General features: G+C 56.9%; 15 protein-coding genes and 1 tRNA gene. 5 read left to right on the top strand and 11 right to left on the bottom strand.

Going from position 1 to position 15,312, the window contains the following annotated elements:
* Window positions 1-31 precede the first annotated feature (31 nt).
* The gene (locus KUV41_RS16810; protein WP_222486818.1) at window positions 32-1,306 is read right to left on the bottom strand and encodes an O-acetylhomoserine aminocarboxypropyltransferase/cysteine synthase family protein; all 1,275 of its coding nucleotides are present in this window, start codon (window positions 1,304-1,306) and stop codon (window positions 32-34) included.
* A gap of 99 nt (window positions 1,307-1,405) precedes the next feature.
* Between KUV41_RS16810 and KUV41_RS16815 the strand changes: the two genes are divergently transcribed.
* Complete coding sequence (locus KUV41_RS16815; RefSeq protein WP_224907509.1) at window positions 1,406-1,960, top strand: HD domain-containing protein; 555 nt, start codon at window positions 1,406-1,408, stop codon at window positions 1,958-1,960.
* A 33-nt stretch (window positions 1,961-1,993) separates the two neighbouring features.
* Here KUV41_RS16815 and KUV41_RS16820 read toward each other — a convergent pair whose 3' ends face one another.
* From KUV41_RS16820 to bioB, 10 genes are all read right to left on the bottom strand, one after another.
* Window positions 1,994-2,320 (bottom strand): hypothetical protein, encoded by a 327-nt coding sequence (locus KUV41_RS16820; protein ID WP_222486130.1) that lies wholly within the window; start codon window positions 2,318-2,320, stop codon window positions 1,994-1,996.
* Window positions 2,321-2,489: 169 nt separating this feature from the next.
* A complete protein-coding gene (locus tag KUV41_RS16825; protein WP_222486128.1) occupies window positions 2,490-2,966 on the bottom strand; it encodes a universal stress protein in 477 nt (158 codons plus the stop codon).
* 208 nt (window positions 2,967-3,174) lie between these two features.
* Window positions 3,175-4,302, bottom strand: a complete 1,128-nt coding sequence (locus KUV41_RS16830) for an HlyD family secretion protein (protein WP_206943340.1) — start codon at window positions 4,300-4,302, stop codon at window positions 3,175-3,177.
* Complete coding sequence (locus KUV41_RS19675) at window positions 4,302-4,688, bottom strand: DUF3302 domain-containing protein (RefSeq protein ID WP_206943339.1); 387 nt, start codon at window positions 4,686-4,688, stop codon at window positions 4,302-4,304. The genes KUV41_RS16830 and KUV41_RS19675 overlap by 1 nt, the downstream gene beginning before the upstream one ends.
* Window positions 4,689-5,082: 394 nt before the next feature.
* Window positions 5,083-5,167: transfer RNA gene (locus KUV41_RS16840), tRNA-Leu, on the bottom strand.
* Window positions 5,168-5,443: 276 nt separating this feature from the next.
* A complete protein-coding gene (bioD, locus tag KUV41_RS16845; RefSeq protein ID WP_222486819.1) occupies window positions 5,444-6,142 on the bottom strand; it encodes a dethiobiotin synthase in 699 nt (232 codons plus the stop codon).
* A gap of 53 nt (window positions 6,143-6,195) precedes the next feature.
* On the bottom strand, window positions 6,196-7,080 hold the full coding sequence (locus KUV41_RS16850) for a methyltransferase domain-containing protein (RefSeq protein WP_222486820.1): 885 nt from the start codon (window positions 7,078-7,080) through the stop codon (window positions 6,196-6,198).
* Window positions 7,068-7,883: an alpha/beta fold hydrolase gene (locus KUV41_RS16855; protein ID WP_222486821.1), complete on the bottom strand. Its 816-nt coding sequence runs from the start codon at window positions 7,881-7,883 to the stop codon at window positions 7,068-7,070. Before KUV41_RS16855 ends, KUV41_RS16850 begins: the two co-directional genes overlap by 13 nt.
* Window positions 7,880-9,055, bottom strand: a complete 1,176-nt coding sequence (bioF, locus tag KUV41_RS16860) for an 8-amino-7-oxononanoate synthase (RefSeq protein ID WP_222486822.1) — start codon at window positions 9,053-9,055, stop codon at window positions 7,880-7,882. Before bioF ends, KUV41_RS16855 begins: the two co-directional genes overlap by 4 nt.
* A gap of 88 nt (window positions 9,056-9,143) precedes the next feature.
* The gene (gene bioB, locus KUV41_RS16865) at window positions 9,144-10,235 is read right to left on the bottom strand and encodes a biotin synthase BioB (RefSeq protein ID WP_222486823.1); all 1,092 of its coding nucleotides are present in this window, start codon (window positions 10,233-10,235) and stop codon (window positions 9,144-9,146) included.
* Between the two features lie 184 nt (window positions 10,236-10,419).
* Between bioB and KUV41_RS16870 the strand changes: the two genes are divergently transcribed.
* The 4 genes from KUV41_RS16870 to KUV41_RS16885 form a co-directional block, all read left to right on the top strand.
* Window positions 10,420-10,965, top strand: a complete 546-nt coding sequence (locus KUV41_RS16870) for a ComF family protein (RefSeq protein ID WP_222486824.1) — start codon at window positions 10,420-10,422, stop codon at window positions 10,963-10,965.
* Window positions 10,966-11,117: 152 nt separating this feature from the next.
* Entirely contained in the window at window positions 11,118-11,456 is a 339-nt protein-coding gene (locus KUV41_RS16875) for a hypothetical protein (protein ID WP_222486825.1), read from the top strand.
* A 15-nt stretch (window positions 11,457-11,471) separates the two neighbouring features.
* Window positions 11,472-14,864 carry a tetratricopeptide repeat protein gene (locus KUV41_RS16880; RefSeq protein WP_222486826.1) on the top strand — a complete coding sequence of 1,131 codons (3,393 nt, stop codon included), beginning with the start codon at window positions 11,472-11,474 and terminating at the stop codon, window positions 14,862-14,864.
* Window positions 14,865-15,099: 235 nt separating this feature from the next.
* On the top strand, window positions 15,100-15,312 hold a 213-nt coding region (locus KUV41_RS16885; RefSeq protein WP_222486827.1), incomplete at its 3' end, for a DUF1153 domain-containing protein.

The following is a 15,312-nucleotide window of genomic DNA, read 5'->3' on the forward strand; positions in this document are numbered from 1 at the left end:
CATGCTCCCACGTCGGGCGTGGGAGCATCGCTCATGCTTGTGAGGCAGACAGCGCCTGGTCGAGATCGCTCAGCAGGTCATCGATGTGCTCGATGCCGATGGACAGTCGGACCATGTCGGCGCTGACACCAGCGGCGGCCAATTCCTCGTCGTTCAACTGGCGGTGGGTGGTGGCGGCCGGGATGGCAGAGCAGGTCTTGGCATCGCCTATGTTGACCAGTCGAAGGATCAGGCCGAGAGCGTCATAGAAGCGTGCCCCCGCATCGCGCCCGCCGTTGATACCGAAGCTAAGAATGCCTGACGCTTTGCCTTGCAGGTAGCGGATCGCGAGCCCGTGATCCTTGTGGTGTTCGAGTCCTGCGTACTTCACCCATGAGACGGCGGGATGCTGCTCCAGATATTCCGCGACCTTCTGGGTGTTATCACAGATACGCTCGATTCGAAGCGATAGCGTTTCCAGGCCCTGCAGCAGGTTCCAGGCAGCCTGGGCGCTGAGTGCCGCGCCCATGTTGCGCAGTGGCACGACGCGGGCCCTGGCGATGAAGGCGGCCTCACCAACGTCACGGGTGTAGCTGATACCGTGATAGGACGGGTCCGCTTCGTTGAGCAGGGCAAAGCGCTCGGCATGGGAGGCCCAGGGGAAGCGTCCGGAGTCGACGATGACGCCACCTACGGTGGTGCCATGGCCGCCAATGTATTTCGTCGCCGAATGCACCACGATATCGGCGCCGTGGTCGATCGGGCGACACAGGAAGGGGGTGGCCACGGTGTTATCGACAATCAGCGGTAGGCCATGGTCATGGGCCAGAGTCGCCAGCGCGCCAAGGTCGACGACGCTGCCCGAGGGGTTGCCGATGCTTTCGCAGAAAATGGCTTTGGTTCGGGCATCGATGTGGCCGGCGATGGTGTCCAGGTCGTCCTTGTCGGCAAAGCGGACCTCGATGCCCTGACGAGGCAGCGTGTGGGCAAACAGGTTGTAGGTGCCCCCGTACAGCTCGCTGATCGAGACGATGTTGTCGCCGGTTTCGGCGATGGTCTGGATGGCGTAGGTGATTGCCGCCATCCCTGAGGCCACCGCGAGTCCGGCAATACCGCCTTCCAGTGCCGCTACCCGCCCCTCCAGCACGCTGCAGGTGGGATTCATGATGCGCGAGTAGATATTGCCTTCGACCTTCAGGTCGAACAGGTCCGCGGCGTGTTGCGCGTTATCAAATGAAAAGGACGTGGTCTGATGAATGGGCACCGCCACGGCATTCTGGTTGTCGGGCGTGTAGCCGTGATGCAGTGCGATCGTGTCCGGCTTCATGGGGGCTCCTTATTGTGGTTGGGGTGGACTCAGAATAGTGGGCCGACCGTTCGCTGTCCTCAATATATTGAAATGTTCTAATTTATGGAGGCGCTCAAGATGTCCATAGAACCCACCGATGGCCAGGTCATGGTCGAACACGCACGTGTTTTCGCGACGGCTGCCCACTGTGCCATTGGCCAACGCCGCAAGTATCTGGAGACTCCCTACATCGAGCATCCTGCCGCGGTTGCCGCCTTGGTGCGCGAACACTGTCCGAGCCGGCCGGAGCTAGAGGCCGCGGCGTGGCTGCACGACGTGCTGGAGGATACCGAGGTCAGCGAGATGACTCTGCGTGAGTTGTTTCCTGCTGACGTGGTGGAACTTGTGGTGGCCTTGAGTGACCTTGAGGGGCCTGAGGTCGGCAATCGCGCCGCGCGCAAGCGGATCTCTCTGGAACGGTTGGCACGCGCTGGTGGGGATGTACAGACCGTCAAGTATGCAGATCTGATTCACAACACCGGCTCTATTGTCGAGCACGACCCTGGCTTCGCGCGGATCTACCTCAAGGAAAAGCGAGCGCTACTGGAGGCCATGGACCAGGGGCAGGACTCGCTCAAGCGGCTAGCCTGGGCATCGTTGGAGCAGGCCGAGGCCCGTCTGGGCAGGCGATAGAACGGTCCGGTACAGGCATCAGCAGGCATCAGCCTAGCCGCGAATCAGGCGGGCGCCTCGAGGCACTTGGTCATACAGGTCGTTGCAGTCACCGGGAGGAGGCTGGCGGTCTGGCGTCAGATCCAGGTACCAGATGCGGCAGGCACCTGGCGGGGGGAGCGCGTCTTCCGGTAACTGCAGGCTGTCGAGAGCGTCATACTGTCTGTCGCCTCGGCGCTCCGTCAGGCCGTCCGCGGGGGACGCGCTGGAGCAGCCGCTGACCAGGCAAGTGGCGAGTACGAGCACCCCCAGCAGCATGCCCGCAGATGGAGTGGTACCGGCCGCACTGCGCCGAGCGCCATAAAGGCGGAGATGTCTCATCAATGGCTCCCTCGTCAACCTCGGACCATGGCACGCGGGGTCATGGTTCCACGTAGGAGAAAGCCTAGCATGACTGGCGCCGCCGAGGCCGGGACGCGCTTCGCTATGGCGTGCACTCTGCTCGTCTATTCGTTTGCTCGTCCGCTCGTCTGTTCGTTTCATACGGGCGTCAGTGCACGGTCACCACTCGGCAGCGGGCGTGATGACTGACCTTGCGTGACACGCTGCCTTCGATCAGGGCCTTGAACTTGCCCATACCGCGATGCCCCATGACGATGGCGTCGACGCCGTGCTCACGGGCCACGTCGAGGATGACCTGGCCTGGGCTGCCGTGGCGCAGCAGGATCATCGGTTTGGAAACCCCCAGGCTCAGCGCGTCACGCCCGGCGTTGTCAAGAATCTCTCTGCCGATGGCCTCTCGCTCATCCAGGGCAGCACCAGCGGCGATGGCGGAGACGCCCCAGACGAAGGCGGGTTCCGAACCGAGCTCTTCTGGCACGTGCAGCAAGACTAGCTGGCCGGCGCTTGCGTTTCCGGCGGGCGAAGTATCGTCGCTGCGATGGGCATTGAGTAGCGTGCAGGCAACCTTCAGCGCTTCACGGGAGTAGCAAGAGCCGTCTACCGGTACCAGAATCTTGGTGAACATCGCCGCGGTCCATGTGGTGACTGATCATGCAGGAATTGTAGGATCAGAGCGTCCGCCAAGTTCTTGATTTGGATCATGATGGTCAGCGTTTACGGGCGCCCAGGGCTATTGTTGGTGCTTCAGCCGTCTGGCCTGCAGCGGCGCAGCGCCCAGCAAAAAGCCCCGGGCGTCGGTAGGGACGCCCGGGGCTTGGCTGAGTCGTTTGGCGTCAGTGATCCAGATAGAGGTAGTGCTGCCAACCGAGCATGCGAAGGAGCACCTTGCGCATGATGGCCACGTGATGGAAGTGCTCGGTGTAGACCGCCGCCTGGGCGCTGATGCCCAACGGCAGGTCGGGCACGTCCTGGTCCGGCAGCAGCCGCAATGTCACCAGCGCCGGAGCATCCACTGTCTTGAAGGCGTCTGCGCCCAGCAGGCGATCTCCTGCCGCGACCTGAGACTCGGCGATGGCGGGAAGCACCTCGATGACCTCTGCGCTGAACACCTGGCCAGGCAAGGCCGTGAAGGTCAGCTCTGCTTCGTCACCCTGCTGGATGCGGTTCAGCGCCTGCTGACGGAAGGCGCCAGTAAAACGACCTGGCTCATCGTGCACGAAGACTCCCATCGGCTTGAGCGGCAGCGGCACCGCCATCATGCCGGGGCGTACCGCCAGCTGGGTAAGATACCCGTCTGTCGGGGCTCGGATAATGGTGTTCTCCAGGTCGTACTGGGCCTGGGCCAGTTCGGCCCGCTTGGCGATCACCAGTGGGTCCTGATCATTGGCATCGGGACGCTGTTCCGCTTGAGCTCTTTCCAGCGCTGCCTGGGCCTGGGATACCCGGGCGGCGGTGGTCTCGGCGACCTGGGCCGCTTCATCGATCTGCTGTCGACTGAAGGCCGATGAGGCCGCCTGGTAGCGTGCCAGGGTGCGCTGGGCCTGGTTGCGATCCGCCTGGGCGGCCAGCAAGTTGGCTTCCGCCTCAGCCACGCCTGCGGTGCGGCTGTCAGAGTTGCGCAAGGTGTCTTCCAGCTCGGCGGTCAGACGCTCCACCTTGGCTTCGAACTGCCGTGCATCGAGGGTGAACAGCGGGGTGCCGGCCTTGACCAGGGTGTTGGGGGATACGTTGACCGACGTGACGCGGGCTCGTACTTCCGACACCAGCGGCGTGACGGCGTAGGCCTGACGCACCTGGCGAGTGAAGGGGTGGTTGTAGTTCATCAACAGCACCAGCGTCGAGACGACAATCACGCCGCCCAGAAAGGCGGTGGGCACTGTCCACTTGTTCAGTGGGATGCGAAACACCTTGAAGATGACGATGCAGATGGCGGCGTAGGTCAGGACGATAAGCAGATCCATCAGGACTGGCCTCCCTGCTGGGTAGAGCTGACGGTCTCGGCCGTCGGGGTAGCCTGCCCTGATTCCTGCCGATCAAGCCGCTGCCTGAGCTGCTCCAGCTCCGCCCTCAGTTGATCGATCTCGTTGCGTTCCCTGGCCTGTTCCTGCTCGATCTGCTGAAAGCCCCAGCCGCGATCATCGCGATACAGGGTGGCCCAGATCCACAGGAAGGGCCACAGCACATGGAGGGTGAAGAGGCTGACCCAGCCCGCTACGTGGATAGCATCCTGATGAGGATGATTGCGCTTCTTGGCGATGCCATAGGGAATGTCGTGAATGACGATAACCCCGTAGAACAGCGTCAAGGCGACAAAAAAGAGAATGCCAAGGGCAAAGTAGTTCAGCATGCAGGGGCCTTTTTTCTTGAATGCTTTTGGAAGAACGCACATCCCGTACCGTTCGCCGCTAAAGATAGCACGAGCGGTGGTCCGATTCGTCGCGGCTTCGTGGCAGTTGTCAACGCGCCGGTGGCCACAGCACAGCGCCGCTATGCCAGAGGGTGATATGCGACGAGAGGAGTGAGGCGAGCGGTATCCACAGGCATGTGAGCGCGACGGCTATCGCTGGGATAAAGCGATAAAAGGGGGCAAGTGGGCGCCATCACTGAGCGCCAGGCGAGGCACGTTTTTAGCACCTTCCGAACATGTTCTGAAAAAGTGACGTCACCATTGGGTCACACCAGAACATCTAGTGGGCCGTGGCAATCTGCTGGAATTCGGGAAAAGCTGAGGGACATCAAGATGGTGCGGATGGGGAGACTCGAACTCCCACGCGCTAAGGCACTAGAACCTAAATCTAGCGTGTCTACCAATTCCACCACATCCGCATGCAGGTGAGCGGTGCACATTGTACGTTGCCTGACCGGCAAGTCAACTTTTTCAGCTGTTGGGCGACGCCGCAGCCATCAGGGCCCAGGCGGATGGCGATGGGCCCTTGGTGTCAGGCCGCTCATGTCTGAGGCGAAGGGAGCATGCCCGAGGCAGTGAGCACTAATGCAATGAGAGTTAATGCAATAAGAGCTAATTCAATAAAAACTTATTCAATAAGAACAAAGGCAGCGAGACAAAAGGCAACGAATCAAGCGACGCGATAAAGCCAAGGCCTAACCGGAGGGAAGCGTCAGGTACTCGGCGGCCTGCTGCGCCAGCTGCTTGTGGTCCCTGCCTTCCAGGCGGGGAATGATGCCCAGGCAAGGCCCCGGTAGCCGCGCGGTCAGATGGGCAAGGTTGTCCTGGTAAAGGGTTTCATCTGCCGCAAAGTCAGCGTCGATGAGGTTGCCAATCCAGCCAGCGCAGACCACGCCGTCACGGGCCAGCGCTTCTGCGGTCAGCAAGGCGTGATTGAGACAGCCCAGCTTGAGGCCAATGACAACAATGACCGGCAGCCTAAGGCGTTGGGCCAGGCCTGCCAGGTCTTCCTGCTCATTCAGCGGGACGCGGTAGCCGCCAGCGCCCTCTATCAGCGTCAGGTCGCGGCCCAGCGCCAGGGACGGCGCGATGGTCCGCTCCAGTCTGGCCAAGGTCAGCTCGGCGTCGGCGTAGCGCGCTGCCAGGTGAGGGGCAATGGGGGGCTCGAAGGCATAGGGATTGATCGTGGCGTAGTCGACCTCAGGCCGACTCTGGGCCTGGAGCGTCAAGGCGTCGATGTTTCTCAACCCTGCAGCCGTCGCTTGGCAGCCAGACGCCACCGGTTTCAGGCCCAGGGTGCTGAGGCCCTGGCGTCTGGCGAGCGCCAAAAGCGCTGAGCTGGCGAGGGTCTTGCCGGCATCGGTGTCGGTGCCGGTCACGAAATAGCAGGTCATGGCACGGGTCCATCTTGCAGAAATCTGAGGGTCATGGGGGAGCCGGAGAGCGCTCAGCGGGTGAGTACCAACGTCAGCTGGTGGTAGGTCACGGGAAGTCCCTGTGGCGTGCGCAAGCGCTCGTAACGCTGCTTTGCCTGGGCCAGTTCCCGGCGGGTCAGGCCAGCGCCAGGCCGCGCCACCTGGGCGCCGACGCCCTTGATGGAAGCCATCACGGCGTGAATGTCCGGGTAGTGAAAGGTGACCTCGCGGGGCCGCAGGACGGCATCCTGCCAAGGGCTCTGATCGACCCGCTGCTGATGCTGAGCCAGGCTGGGAAACACCAGCACTCCGCTGGAATGGCCGGGACGCTGCCATGCGCTGGCCACCTCATGCAGGGTGCCGGGCAGCAAGGTGTTGATCACCGCCCGGCCGCCCGGGCGCAGGACGCGATGCACGTTTGCCAGTACCTGCTCCAGGTCAGGACACCATTGGATGGCCAGATTGGATACCAGCAGATCGATGCTGGCCGTCGCCAGAGGCAGGGACTGGGCATCTGCCTTCAACCACACAGGAGACGATGCCCTGGCGCTGCAGGGGCGTGAATCGTCCGGACGGGCAGCATGACGGCGAGCTTCAGCGAGCATTGCCAGTGACAGGTCCAGTCCTATTACCTGGGCGTTGGGATAGCGGTCGCACATCTGCCAGGTGAGATCCCCAGGGCCGCAGCCCAGATCCAGGATGGTTCGGACGGGCCCGTGATCATTTTCCGTATTCTGGCGAGCCTGGGCTTGCCGTGGCGGCAAATCGTCGAGCAACGACTGGGCCATGGCGAGCTGCGCGCGGGCAAGCTGCCGATAGCGTGGGGCTGCCCGTGAAAAGGCCCGATCCACCCGTTGCCGCCAGTGGCTGGCGGAGGTCTCATCGTCGAGTGGCGCGTCCTGTGTCAGCGTTGCCATGCTGCCTCCCTCGGGGTAGGTCTATCGCGCTCGGGCCTGGGTGTCTGACGGGGGTAGCCGTGTCCTGTTGACTGGCGGTGCGCCAGCAGGCGCTGTGCCTGTCGCTCCACCGCCTCGACCAGCCGCTGTGGTTGGCTAAGCATGGGGCAGTGTCCGCTGGCGGCGATGCGCTCATCCGCGGCATGGCGCACCGCAGGCGCCATCAGCGGGTCGTCGTGTCCGCACAGGGTGGCCGTCGGGCAGGGCGGCTTGAGGAAAACGTCGTGAATATCCTCCTGGGCCAGCGTCGAGAGTCCTTGTGCGAGAGTGGCGTGATCGGCCGGTGCCTGCGGTCTCAGCAGTGCCTTGAGCGACGCCAGTGACGGGCGAGGCTCAGGCTCTGCCGATAGCTGCCAGCGTAGGAAGTGCTCGACTGCCCGGTCTGGGTCACGGTGAAAGGCGCTGTTGAAGTCGGCGAGTGCCTGTTGACTGACCCCTGCGGGGTGGCAGAAGGTCGGGCCCATGCCGATCAGCACGAGCGCATCAGGGGGCCCCATGACACGTGCCAAGGCGGCAGCCTGAAGAGCTCCCAGCGACCAGCCCACCCACACCACCGAGGTATCCTGGTCGGGCAGCAGCTCAGGAGACATGGCCTCGGCAAGCTGACTGATGGAGCCCGGGTCAGCCAATGGGGACGACGACTTGGTGCCCATGCCCGGCCAGTCAATGGCCTGCACATCCCAGCCCTGGGACCAATGCGGGGCGAGGGGGGCAAAGACACGGGCATCGATGGCCCAGCCCGAGAGCAGTACCAGGCGGGTCATGCGCCAACCTCTTCCATGCTGTCGGCCGGGACCAGCCGCTGACAGCTGGCCAGGGCGTCAAGCAGGCGCTGGATGTCGTCGTGGCTGTGGCCGGCGGTTAACGTGATGCGCAGTCTGGACTGGCCATTGGGCACGGTGGGCGGGCGAATCGCTCCGACCTTGATGCCACTGGCTTCCAGCAGCCGCGCCCACTCCAGGGTGCGTGACTCATCGCCCAGCAATATCGGTTGGATCGGTGTGCGCGATGGCATCAGTGGCAGGCCCAAACGCGACGCCTCATCCCGGAACAGCTGCACCAGCGAATGCAGGTGCTGCCTGCGCTCGGGTTCCGCGTCAAGCAGCTCCAGGGCCTTGAGCGAGGCTGCGGCCACCGGGGGCGGCATGGCGGTGGTGTACACATAGGGCCGGGCGAACTGAATCAGGTGCTCGATCAAGGCATCGTCTCCGGCGACAAAGGCGCCGCCAGTGCCGAGCGCCTTGCCCAGAGTGCCGACAAGGATCGGCACCTGCTGGCTGTCGTGGCGCTGACCCACACAGCCGTCACCACGCTCGCCCAGCACGCCAACGCCATGGGCATCATCGATCATCAGCCAGGCCCCATGGCGCTGGCACAGTCGGGCCAGCGCCCCGACGTCGGCGCAGTCGCCGTCCATGCTGAACACCCCGTCGCTGATGGCCAGTGCCAGGGACTTCTCCGGCGCACGGGTCATCAGCCGGTCGAGGTCGGCCAGGTCGAGGTGGTGGTAACGGCGTGAGCGGGCGCCCGCCAGTCGTGCCCCGTCGATCAGCGAAGCATGGTTGAGACGGTCCTGATACACCTGAACATGGGGATCGCACAGGGCTTGAATGACCCCAAGGTTGGCCATGTAGCCGGTGGAGAAGAGCAATGCTCGCGGCCGGCCGGTGAGTCGTGCCAGGGCCTCCTCGAGGGCCTCATGCAGCTCACCATGGCCGGTCACCAGATGAGAGGCTCCCGCGCCGCTGCCGTAGCGACGAGCGCCGTCGCTGGCCGCTTCGGCCAGGCGTGGGTCGGTGCGCAGGCCCAGATAGTCGTTGCCCGCCATATCGAGCAGCGCGAGATCCCGCCGCTGTGTCTGGCGTTGGCGCCAGCGCTGGGCCTGCCGGCGTTGGTCGGCGCGTAGCCTCAGGTAATCGTTCCAGGTCTGGCTCATGGTGTTCTCTGTGCCTTGCATTGCCCCCGCTTGGCATCGGCAATCAGCCGCAGGGGCAGGCAGGCGAAAGGCATCTGGGGCAGCGTCGTTAGACGGCGGCGTCGTAGTACTGCTCGCTTTGGGCGACGCTGGCCTGACGTTTCACCTCACGGCTGAGGGCCTCCGCCTGCTGCTCGTCGGTGGCGCAGCTCTCGCGCTGTTCCGGGTGCAGGCCGAGCTTGGCAAACAGCGCCTTGTCGCGTTCCACCTGGGGGTTGCCGGTGGTCAGCAGGGTGTCGCCGTAGAAGATCGAGTTGGCGCCTGCCATGAATGCCAGGGCCTGGGTCGACTCATCCATCTGCTCGCGCCCGGCGGACAGGCGGACATGGCTGGCCGGCATCATGATGCGGGCGACAGCGATGGCCCGCAGGTATTCGATGGGGTCGAGGTCCTCGACATTCTCGAGCGGGGTGCCGGGCACCTTGACCAGCATGTTGATGGGCACCGATTCGGGGTGCGGTGACAGGTTGGCCAGCTGCCTCAGCAGGCCTGCGCGGTCCCGAGCGGACTCGCCCATGCCAAGGATCCCGCCGGAACAGATCTTCATGCCGGCATCGCGCACATTGCCGAGGGTGTCGAGGCGGTCGGCGTAGCTGCGCGTAGTGATGATCTCGCCGTAGTACTCGGGGGAGGTATCCAGGTTGTGGTTGTAGTAGTCGAGACCAGCATCCGCCAGCTGGCGCGCCTGATCCCCATCGACCATGCCGAGCGTCATGCAGGTTTCAAGACCCAGCGCCTTCACTTGCTTGACCATTTCGAGCACGACGTCCAGGTCACGCTGGCGCGGGCTGCGCCAGGCGGCTCCCATGCAGAAGCGGCTGGCGCCAGCGTCCTTGGCGGAACGGGCCTGGGCGACAACTTTCTCGATCTCGAGCAGCTTCTCCTTGTCCAGACCGGTGTTGTAGTGGCCGGACTGGGGGCAATACTTGCAGTCTTCCGGGCAAGCGCCGGTCTTGATCGACAGCAGGGTGGACACCTGTACCGCATTGGCATCGAAGTGCTGGCGATGGATCGTTTGTGCCTTGAACATCAAGTCGTTGAAGGGCAGTGCGAAGAGGGCCTCGATTTCATCAAAGGACCAGTCGTGGCGCGGGGTACTGTCCAGGGCTAGGGGGGAAGAAGAGGTCACGGTGGCCGACATGGAGTGTCTCGCTTTGGTCAACTTTTTTAAAATAGGTAAGTTGACGGACAGGATAGGGCGTTTGACCCGCCTGTCAACCTGCAGGCTCGCTGAAGTTGACCACGTGCTGGCCAGGTGGTTGCCACAGCGCTGCCCCTGGTGCTTGTCGCCGCATCTGGCCGTTGTGCAAGGAGCCGGACCCCGGATGCCGTTGTGCCGATTCTGTCAGGCCTGCCTGGCGTGGAACGTGGCGCCCTGCGAGCGTTGTGCAGAACCCTTGGCGCCAGCCCTGGAGGCAAGGCCAGCCGGGACCCGCCTGTGTGGGCGCTGCTTGACCGCCCCCCTCGCGCTGGACACGGTAGTAGCGCCACTGATCTACCGTGACGAGATTCGCCGGTTGGTCCAGCGCTTTAAGGCTGGGGCCCATCGGCCCAGCGCACATCAGTTGATCGCCCTGTTTCTGTGGGCCCTGGAGGCACGCGAAACGACGGTTCCGGATGTCTTGATGGGAGTGCCGAGACATCGGCAGCGGGCGCGTGAGCAGGGCTTCGACCAGAGCGAATGGTTGGCTTTCGAGCTTGGTAGGCGCTTGGGCTTGCCGGTGACCCGTTGTCAGCGGCGACGCAATGACCCGCCTCAACACACCCTGACGGCGAGTGCCAGACGACGTCAGGTGAAGGGCATGTTCGACGTGGCGGGTCCCATGCCTCGCCATGTGGTGTTGGTCGACGACGTGATGTCCGCTACCTAGGGTGCAACTTTATACCCTCACTTCTTATCTTTTTAAAGCCTATAAAGTCAGGTGCTTATTCGAATTAGGGGGTGAGCCCCTCATTGCAGTCATTCCTAATTAACCCTAATATGAGTGTATGGCTAACCAATAAGTATCAAAGGGACTAAAACATGCTTATCGAGAGTGTTGCAGCAGGCGTCGTCGCGAATCTTGTTTACGAATGTACGAAAAAGGGGGTATCCCTTACTAAGGATTTTTTAGTGAGGGAGCTTGCTAAAGCAGTCGATGATGATCAACAGAAACTTGAAAAGATAGCTGAAGAGCTTATCAAGCTAGACCAAAGTGAGGAGCTAGAGGATCTCAGTGAGAAGGGCATAAGGAAAAGGATGGAGAAATACCCTGAGCTTGTAAAAACACTGAATAATATCAAACAAGAAAATGTTAAAAATATAACCAATCAGTATCACTATGGAAATGGCGATAATGTTGGTGGCGACAAGTATTGCTAGCAAAAGGAATTGCTTATGCTTAAAAGCATTGTAAAAATGACTCACTCGCTATTCGGAGGTAGGGGTGGCGAAGTAGATAATGTTGCGGGGAATAAGCATTCCCTAGACAGCAATCACCCCAGTCAACAGCATACTGGTAGAGGTGATAATGTTGCTGGTAATAAATATCAGTTACAGGATTTAATGCCTGATGACCTCAAGGAAATATCAATTGAGGTTTTCTCTGACATTGGCAGAGGCGATATCCATAGTGCGAAGACAAGAATAAAAACTGTAGAGAGCACAGGGAGGCTTGGCAAAGAATCTCAGCCTTATTTACAAGCTTTAAAGCTTGTTTCTGGGTTAACAGACAGGTCGGAAGCTGATTCAATCCACCCAAGGATATCTCGGGCTCTTGCTGATTCTAATTCGCCAAAAGTCAAAGATATGTTTTTGGCATCCTTAATTAGGCTAAGGCTTATACTGGATGATGAAGCAGGAGCTATTCAGGCATATAAAAGTGAAAAGGATGCAGGCTTTTTATCCAGATGCCAGTATTTAGAATTCTTGGCTACTAAAGATGAGCTAAAAGCTACTGGAATAGAACCCACCGGTAGTGATGTAGAGATTATTTCTAAAATTAGAGGGCTGCTTAGAGTTGATGAGTTTAGTGCTGCATTAAAGCTTTCAGGAAAAGCTAAAAATATTTATAAAGATCATGATTTTGAAGTAGTGTATTTGCAGGCATTATGCAAGCAAATAAACGTCGATGCCAAGGACCGAGCCTATTGGTTTATAGAGAAGAGGCTCAAAGACCAAATACTGGTGCTCTGCAACAATATACATAGGCTAATAGTTAAATCTGAAGGGCGAGACAAAAGGCTATTTAAACTTGCAGTGCCGATTCTTTCTTACTCTGGCTCAGCAACTCAACAGCTCAGTGATATCTGTTGGAGGTATGTTGATAAGTGGCAAGAGGACTTCCCAGAATTTTCCGCCTTGTTGTATGCAACTGAGCATAGAGACTATAGTTATTTGGAAGATGATGTAAAACAAAACTTTTTGCTTGGTGAAAGCGAAAGCAAAAAAAATGAATTGAAGAGAAAAGTTCTTTCAGTTGATGTCTTGGAGGTGGTTGATGTTTTGTTAGCACTTGACCATTTAGATAGTAGTGTGGTTGACAAACTCATCGGGAAGGAAATCTCGATAGAAAATGGTGATGAGTCTATTGATAAGTTTGTTAACCTGTTGCTTTATTCCGCTTCGTCAAGCGAGTATCGGTTAAGAAATAAAAAAGATATCCCTAGTCTTATTCAAGATTTTTATGGTTCGGGAGGTGATTTTAAAAAAATAAATCCATTCCTTATCATTATGCTTGCTAGAAACCTACATAGACACGATATTTACAGTGAAGTCTGTAAAATTTTAGAGGATCTGCTTGCCTTGGAAGATCCGTGGCTCTCTCCTATAATGAGAGAGTATCTTGTCGCCTTATTTAACAGTAGTCAGTATAATAGCTTCAATAAACTACTATCAAAATTACACAATGATGCGCAGGAATCTAGCTTCTACTGGTCGCTCAACTCCCATTATCAAGCTAACAAGGGGGAACTTGATAAAGCTTTGGGTTCTATTGATAAAGCTATTTTTTTGGAGCCAAAATCAACTCAGTTTTTATTGCAGAAAGCTAGAATATTGCTAGGCCTTGGCAATGGCGTCGGTGAGTTCTTAGATGATATTGATGTTTCTGTAGTCAGTCTTGACGATGATGACTCCATCCAGTTGCTCGCAATGATGTATCATTTCGTAAGCTTTTCAAAAGTTGAGCAAGTGGTTGTCGATTTATTTCTTAGAGATCCAGTAAAGGCTTCTAAAACTGTAAGTGGTTTGCACCTTGGGTTCAGCATATCAAATAAAACCGCAGAGGAAATTTTACCTGCCTCACAAAATGTTGGCGATGCTATTGTTGGACTTGCATTCAATAAAGGAAATAAGTCAAGTAAAGCCATTGTAGTGGAGAATGAAAAATATTCGTCGAATCAGTATGTGCTTCACTCAAGCTCTGAATTAGCGAAAAGACTTATGGCTCTTAGTGAAGGAGATATAGATAGGGGGTGGGTAGAAGACTTAACTCTTCACACGAAAATCCCACCTTACGTAGCGGCATTTCAAATTTCTTGTGAGATTAGACAAGAAATGAATGATGGGAGCGATGCTTTTTTCATGCTCCAAGTTCCTGAAGGTGGTGAGGAGCTTGTTGCCTTTATGGAAGATAACCTCAGACGGCTGTCATCCCGTAGGAGTGAAGAGGTTTTTGCTGATGAGAAAATCCCATTGCTAATGAAAGGTAAGGCGATTAACTCTCAAGAAGTATGTAAATCAGCACTTGAGTTGTTTGTAGACCCGTCAATATCTAAGATGATACTACCTGTGGAAAGCCCAGGGCAAGAATCTCTCGAATATATTACGGATGTTTATACGATTATTTATGCTTGCCTGACGGGATTGGCGAAAAGTTTTTGTAGGCAAAATATAAAATATACCGAAGAAACAAAAAAGCTTTTGAAAGAATTTCGTGACACTATAACTTCTTCAGAATATATGACCCTTGGCCTCAGTGAGAGTGGGCATTTAGTCAGAACTCTAGGAGAGGACATGGAGAGAGATTTTAAAGACTTTATTGAAGGTATTGATGAGGTCTTGTCTAAAATTACAGTCGTTGACGACACTAAAATTCTTGAATCTGATCTACCTCAAGATCTTAATATCTTGAAAGGGGCTATTGATGACACGGTAGTTCATACGATAATGGCCTGTCATTCTTGTCGTGTATCATGGTTAACTATTGACAATGCAATTGGTGGCTTCGTTTCAAACTATGGAGTGGATGCATATCCAATGCATATTCTTGCTTCTAAGCTATCAAGAGAAGTGGAGTTTGAAAATAAGCTGAATGGTTTAAAGTGCCATGTCTTTGCTGACCTTCCTTTTCCCGTGCACAACGAAGATATTCTTGACCTGTTTTTTGATTTCAAGGCTACAAGTCTTACAGTCTTAAGGAAAATTTTTGAAAAACATAAGTCTTCTATACTTGAAAACAGGGGGCTAAACTCATCTCTTGATGGGATGCCTGTGTATATCGCCTTTAAACTTCAAGAGAGAAGGTCGGCTGAGGTTGTTAAGTGTGCTATTTCTCTATTAAATGAGGTGTTCAGGCTTCAGATTTCTAGAAACAATGGTTATCCAGCAGAGTATAAGCTTGCTATGTCTATTCGGCAGTCCTCCTTTAAAGCCCATAAGGCAATGTTTGATATACGGAAGCTGATTCCATTCTATGAAAATTTCATTTTTGGACACTTTTTGAATCGACAGGCAGTTGTGGAGTATTTTCAAGAAAAGCAATATACTCCATATACTGATACTAACTAGAGCTTTGAACTTGAGAGGTGGGGGCATTGAGAAATGTAAGAAAGAAATTCTTTGATGAATCTCTCGGTATGTTATATGAGAAATTTACTGAAGAAGATGGTGGTGTTGCTACATTTGGCAATCGTACGGGCACTCCCATTTAAAATAAGGCCTCCTATGGTAAAGCATCCGAGCTTCCGTGAAGTGATCCCCTCCCGAGCTGCACAGGCTATAGTGCAGCTATCAGGAGGACAGAATGACTGACGACAACCCCATCAAGCGATGGACCGCGAAGCGCAAGGCCTCCGTGGTCATGGACATCTTCAAGGGCAAGACCACAGCAGCTGAGCTGGCCCGCCAATACGATCTCACCGTCTCCGAGATCGAGGGCTGGGTCGATGAGGCCCAGCGCAGTATGGAAAACGGGTTCAGGGCTCGTCCGAAGGACGTCAGAGAGCAGTACGAATCT

It is taken from the genome of Halomonas sp. DP8Y7-1, from assembly GCF_019801685.1.
Classification (GTDB): domain Bacteria; phylum Pseudomonadota; class Gammaproteobacteria; order Pseudomonadales; family Halomonadaceae; genus Halomonas; species Halomonas litopenaei_A.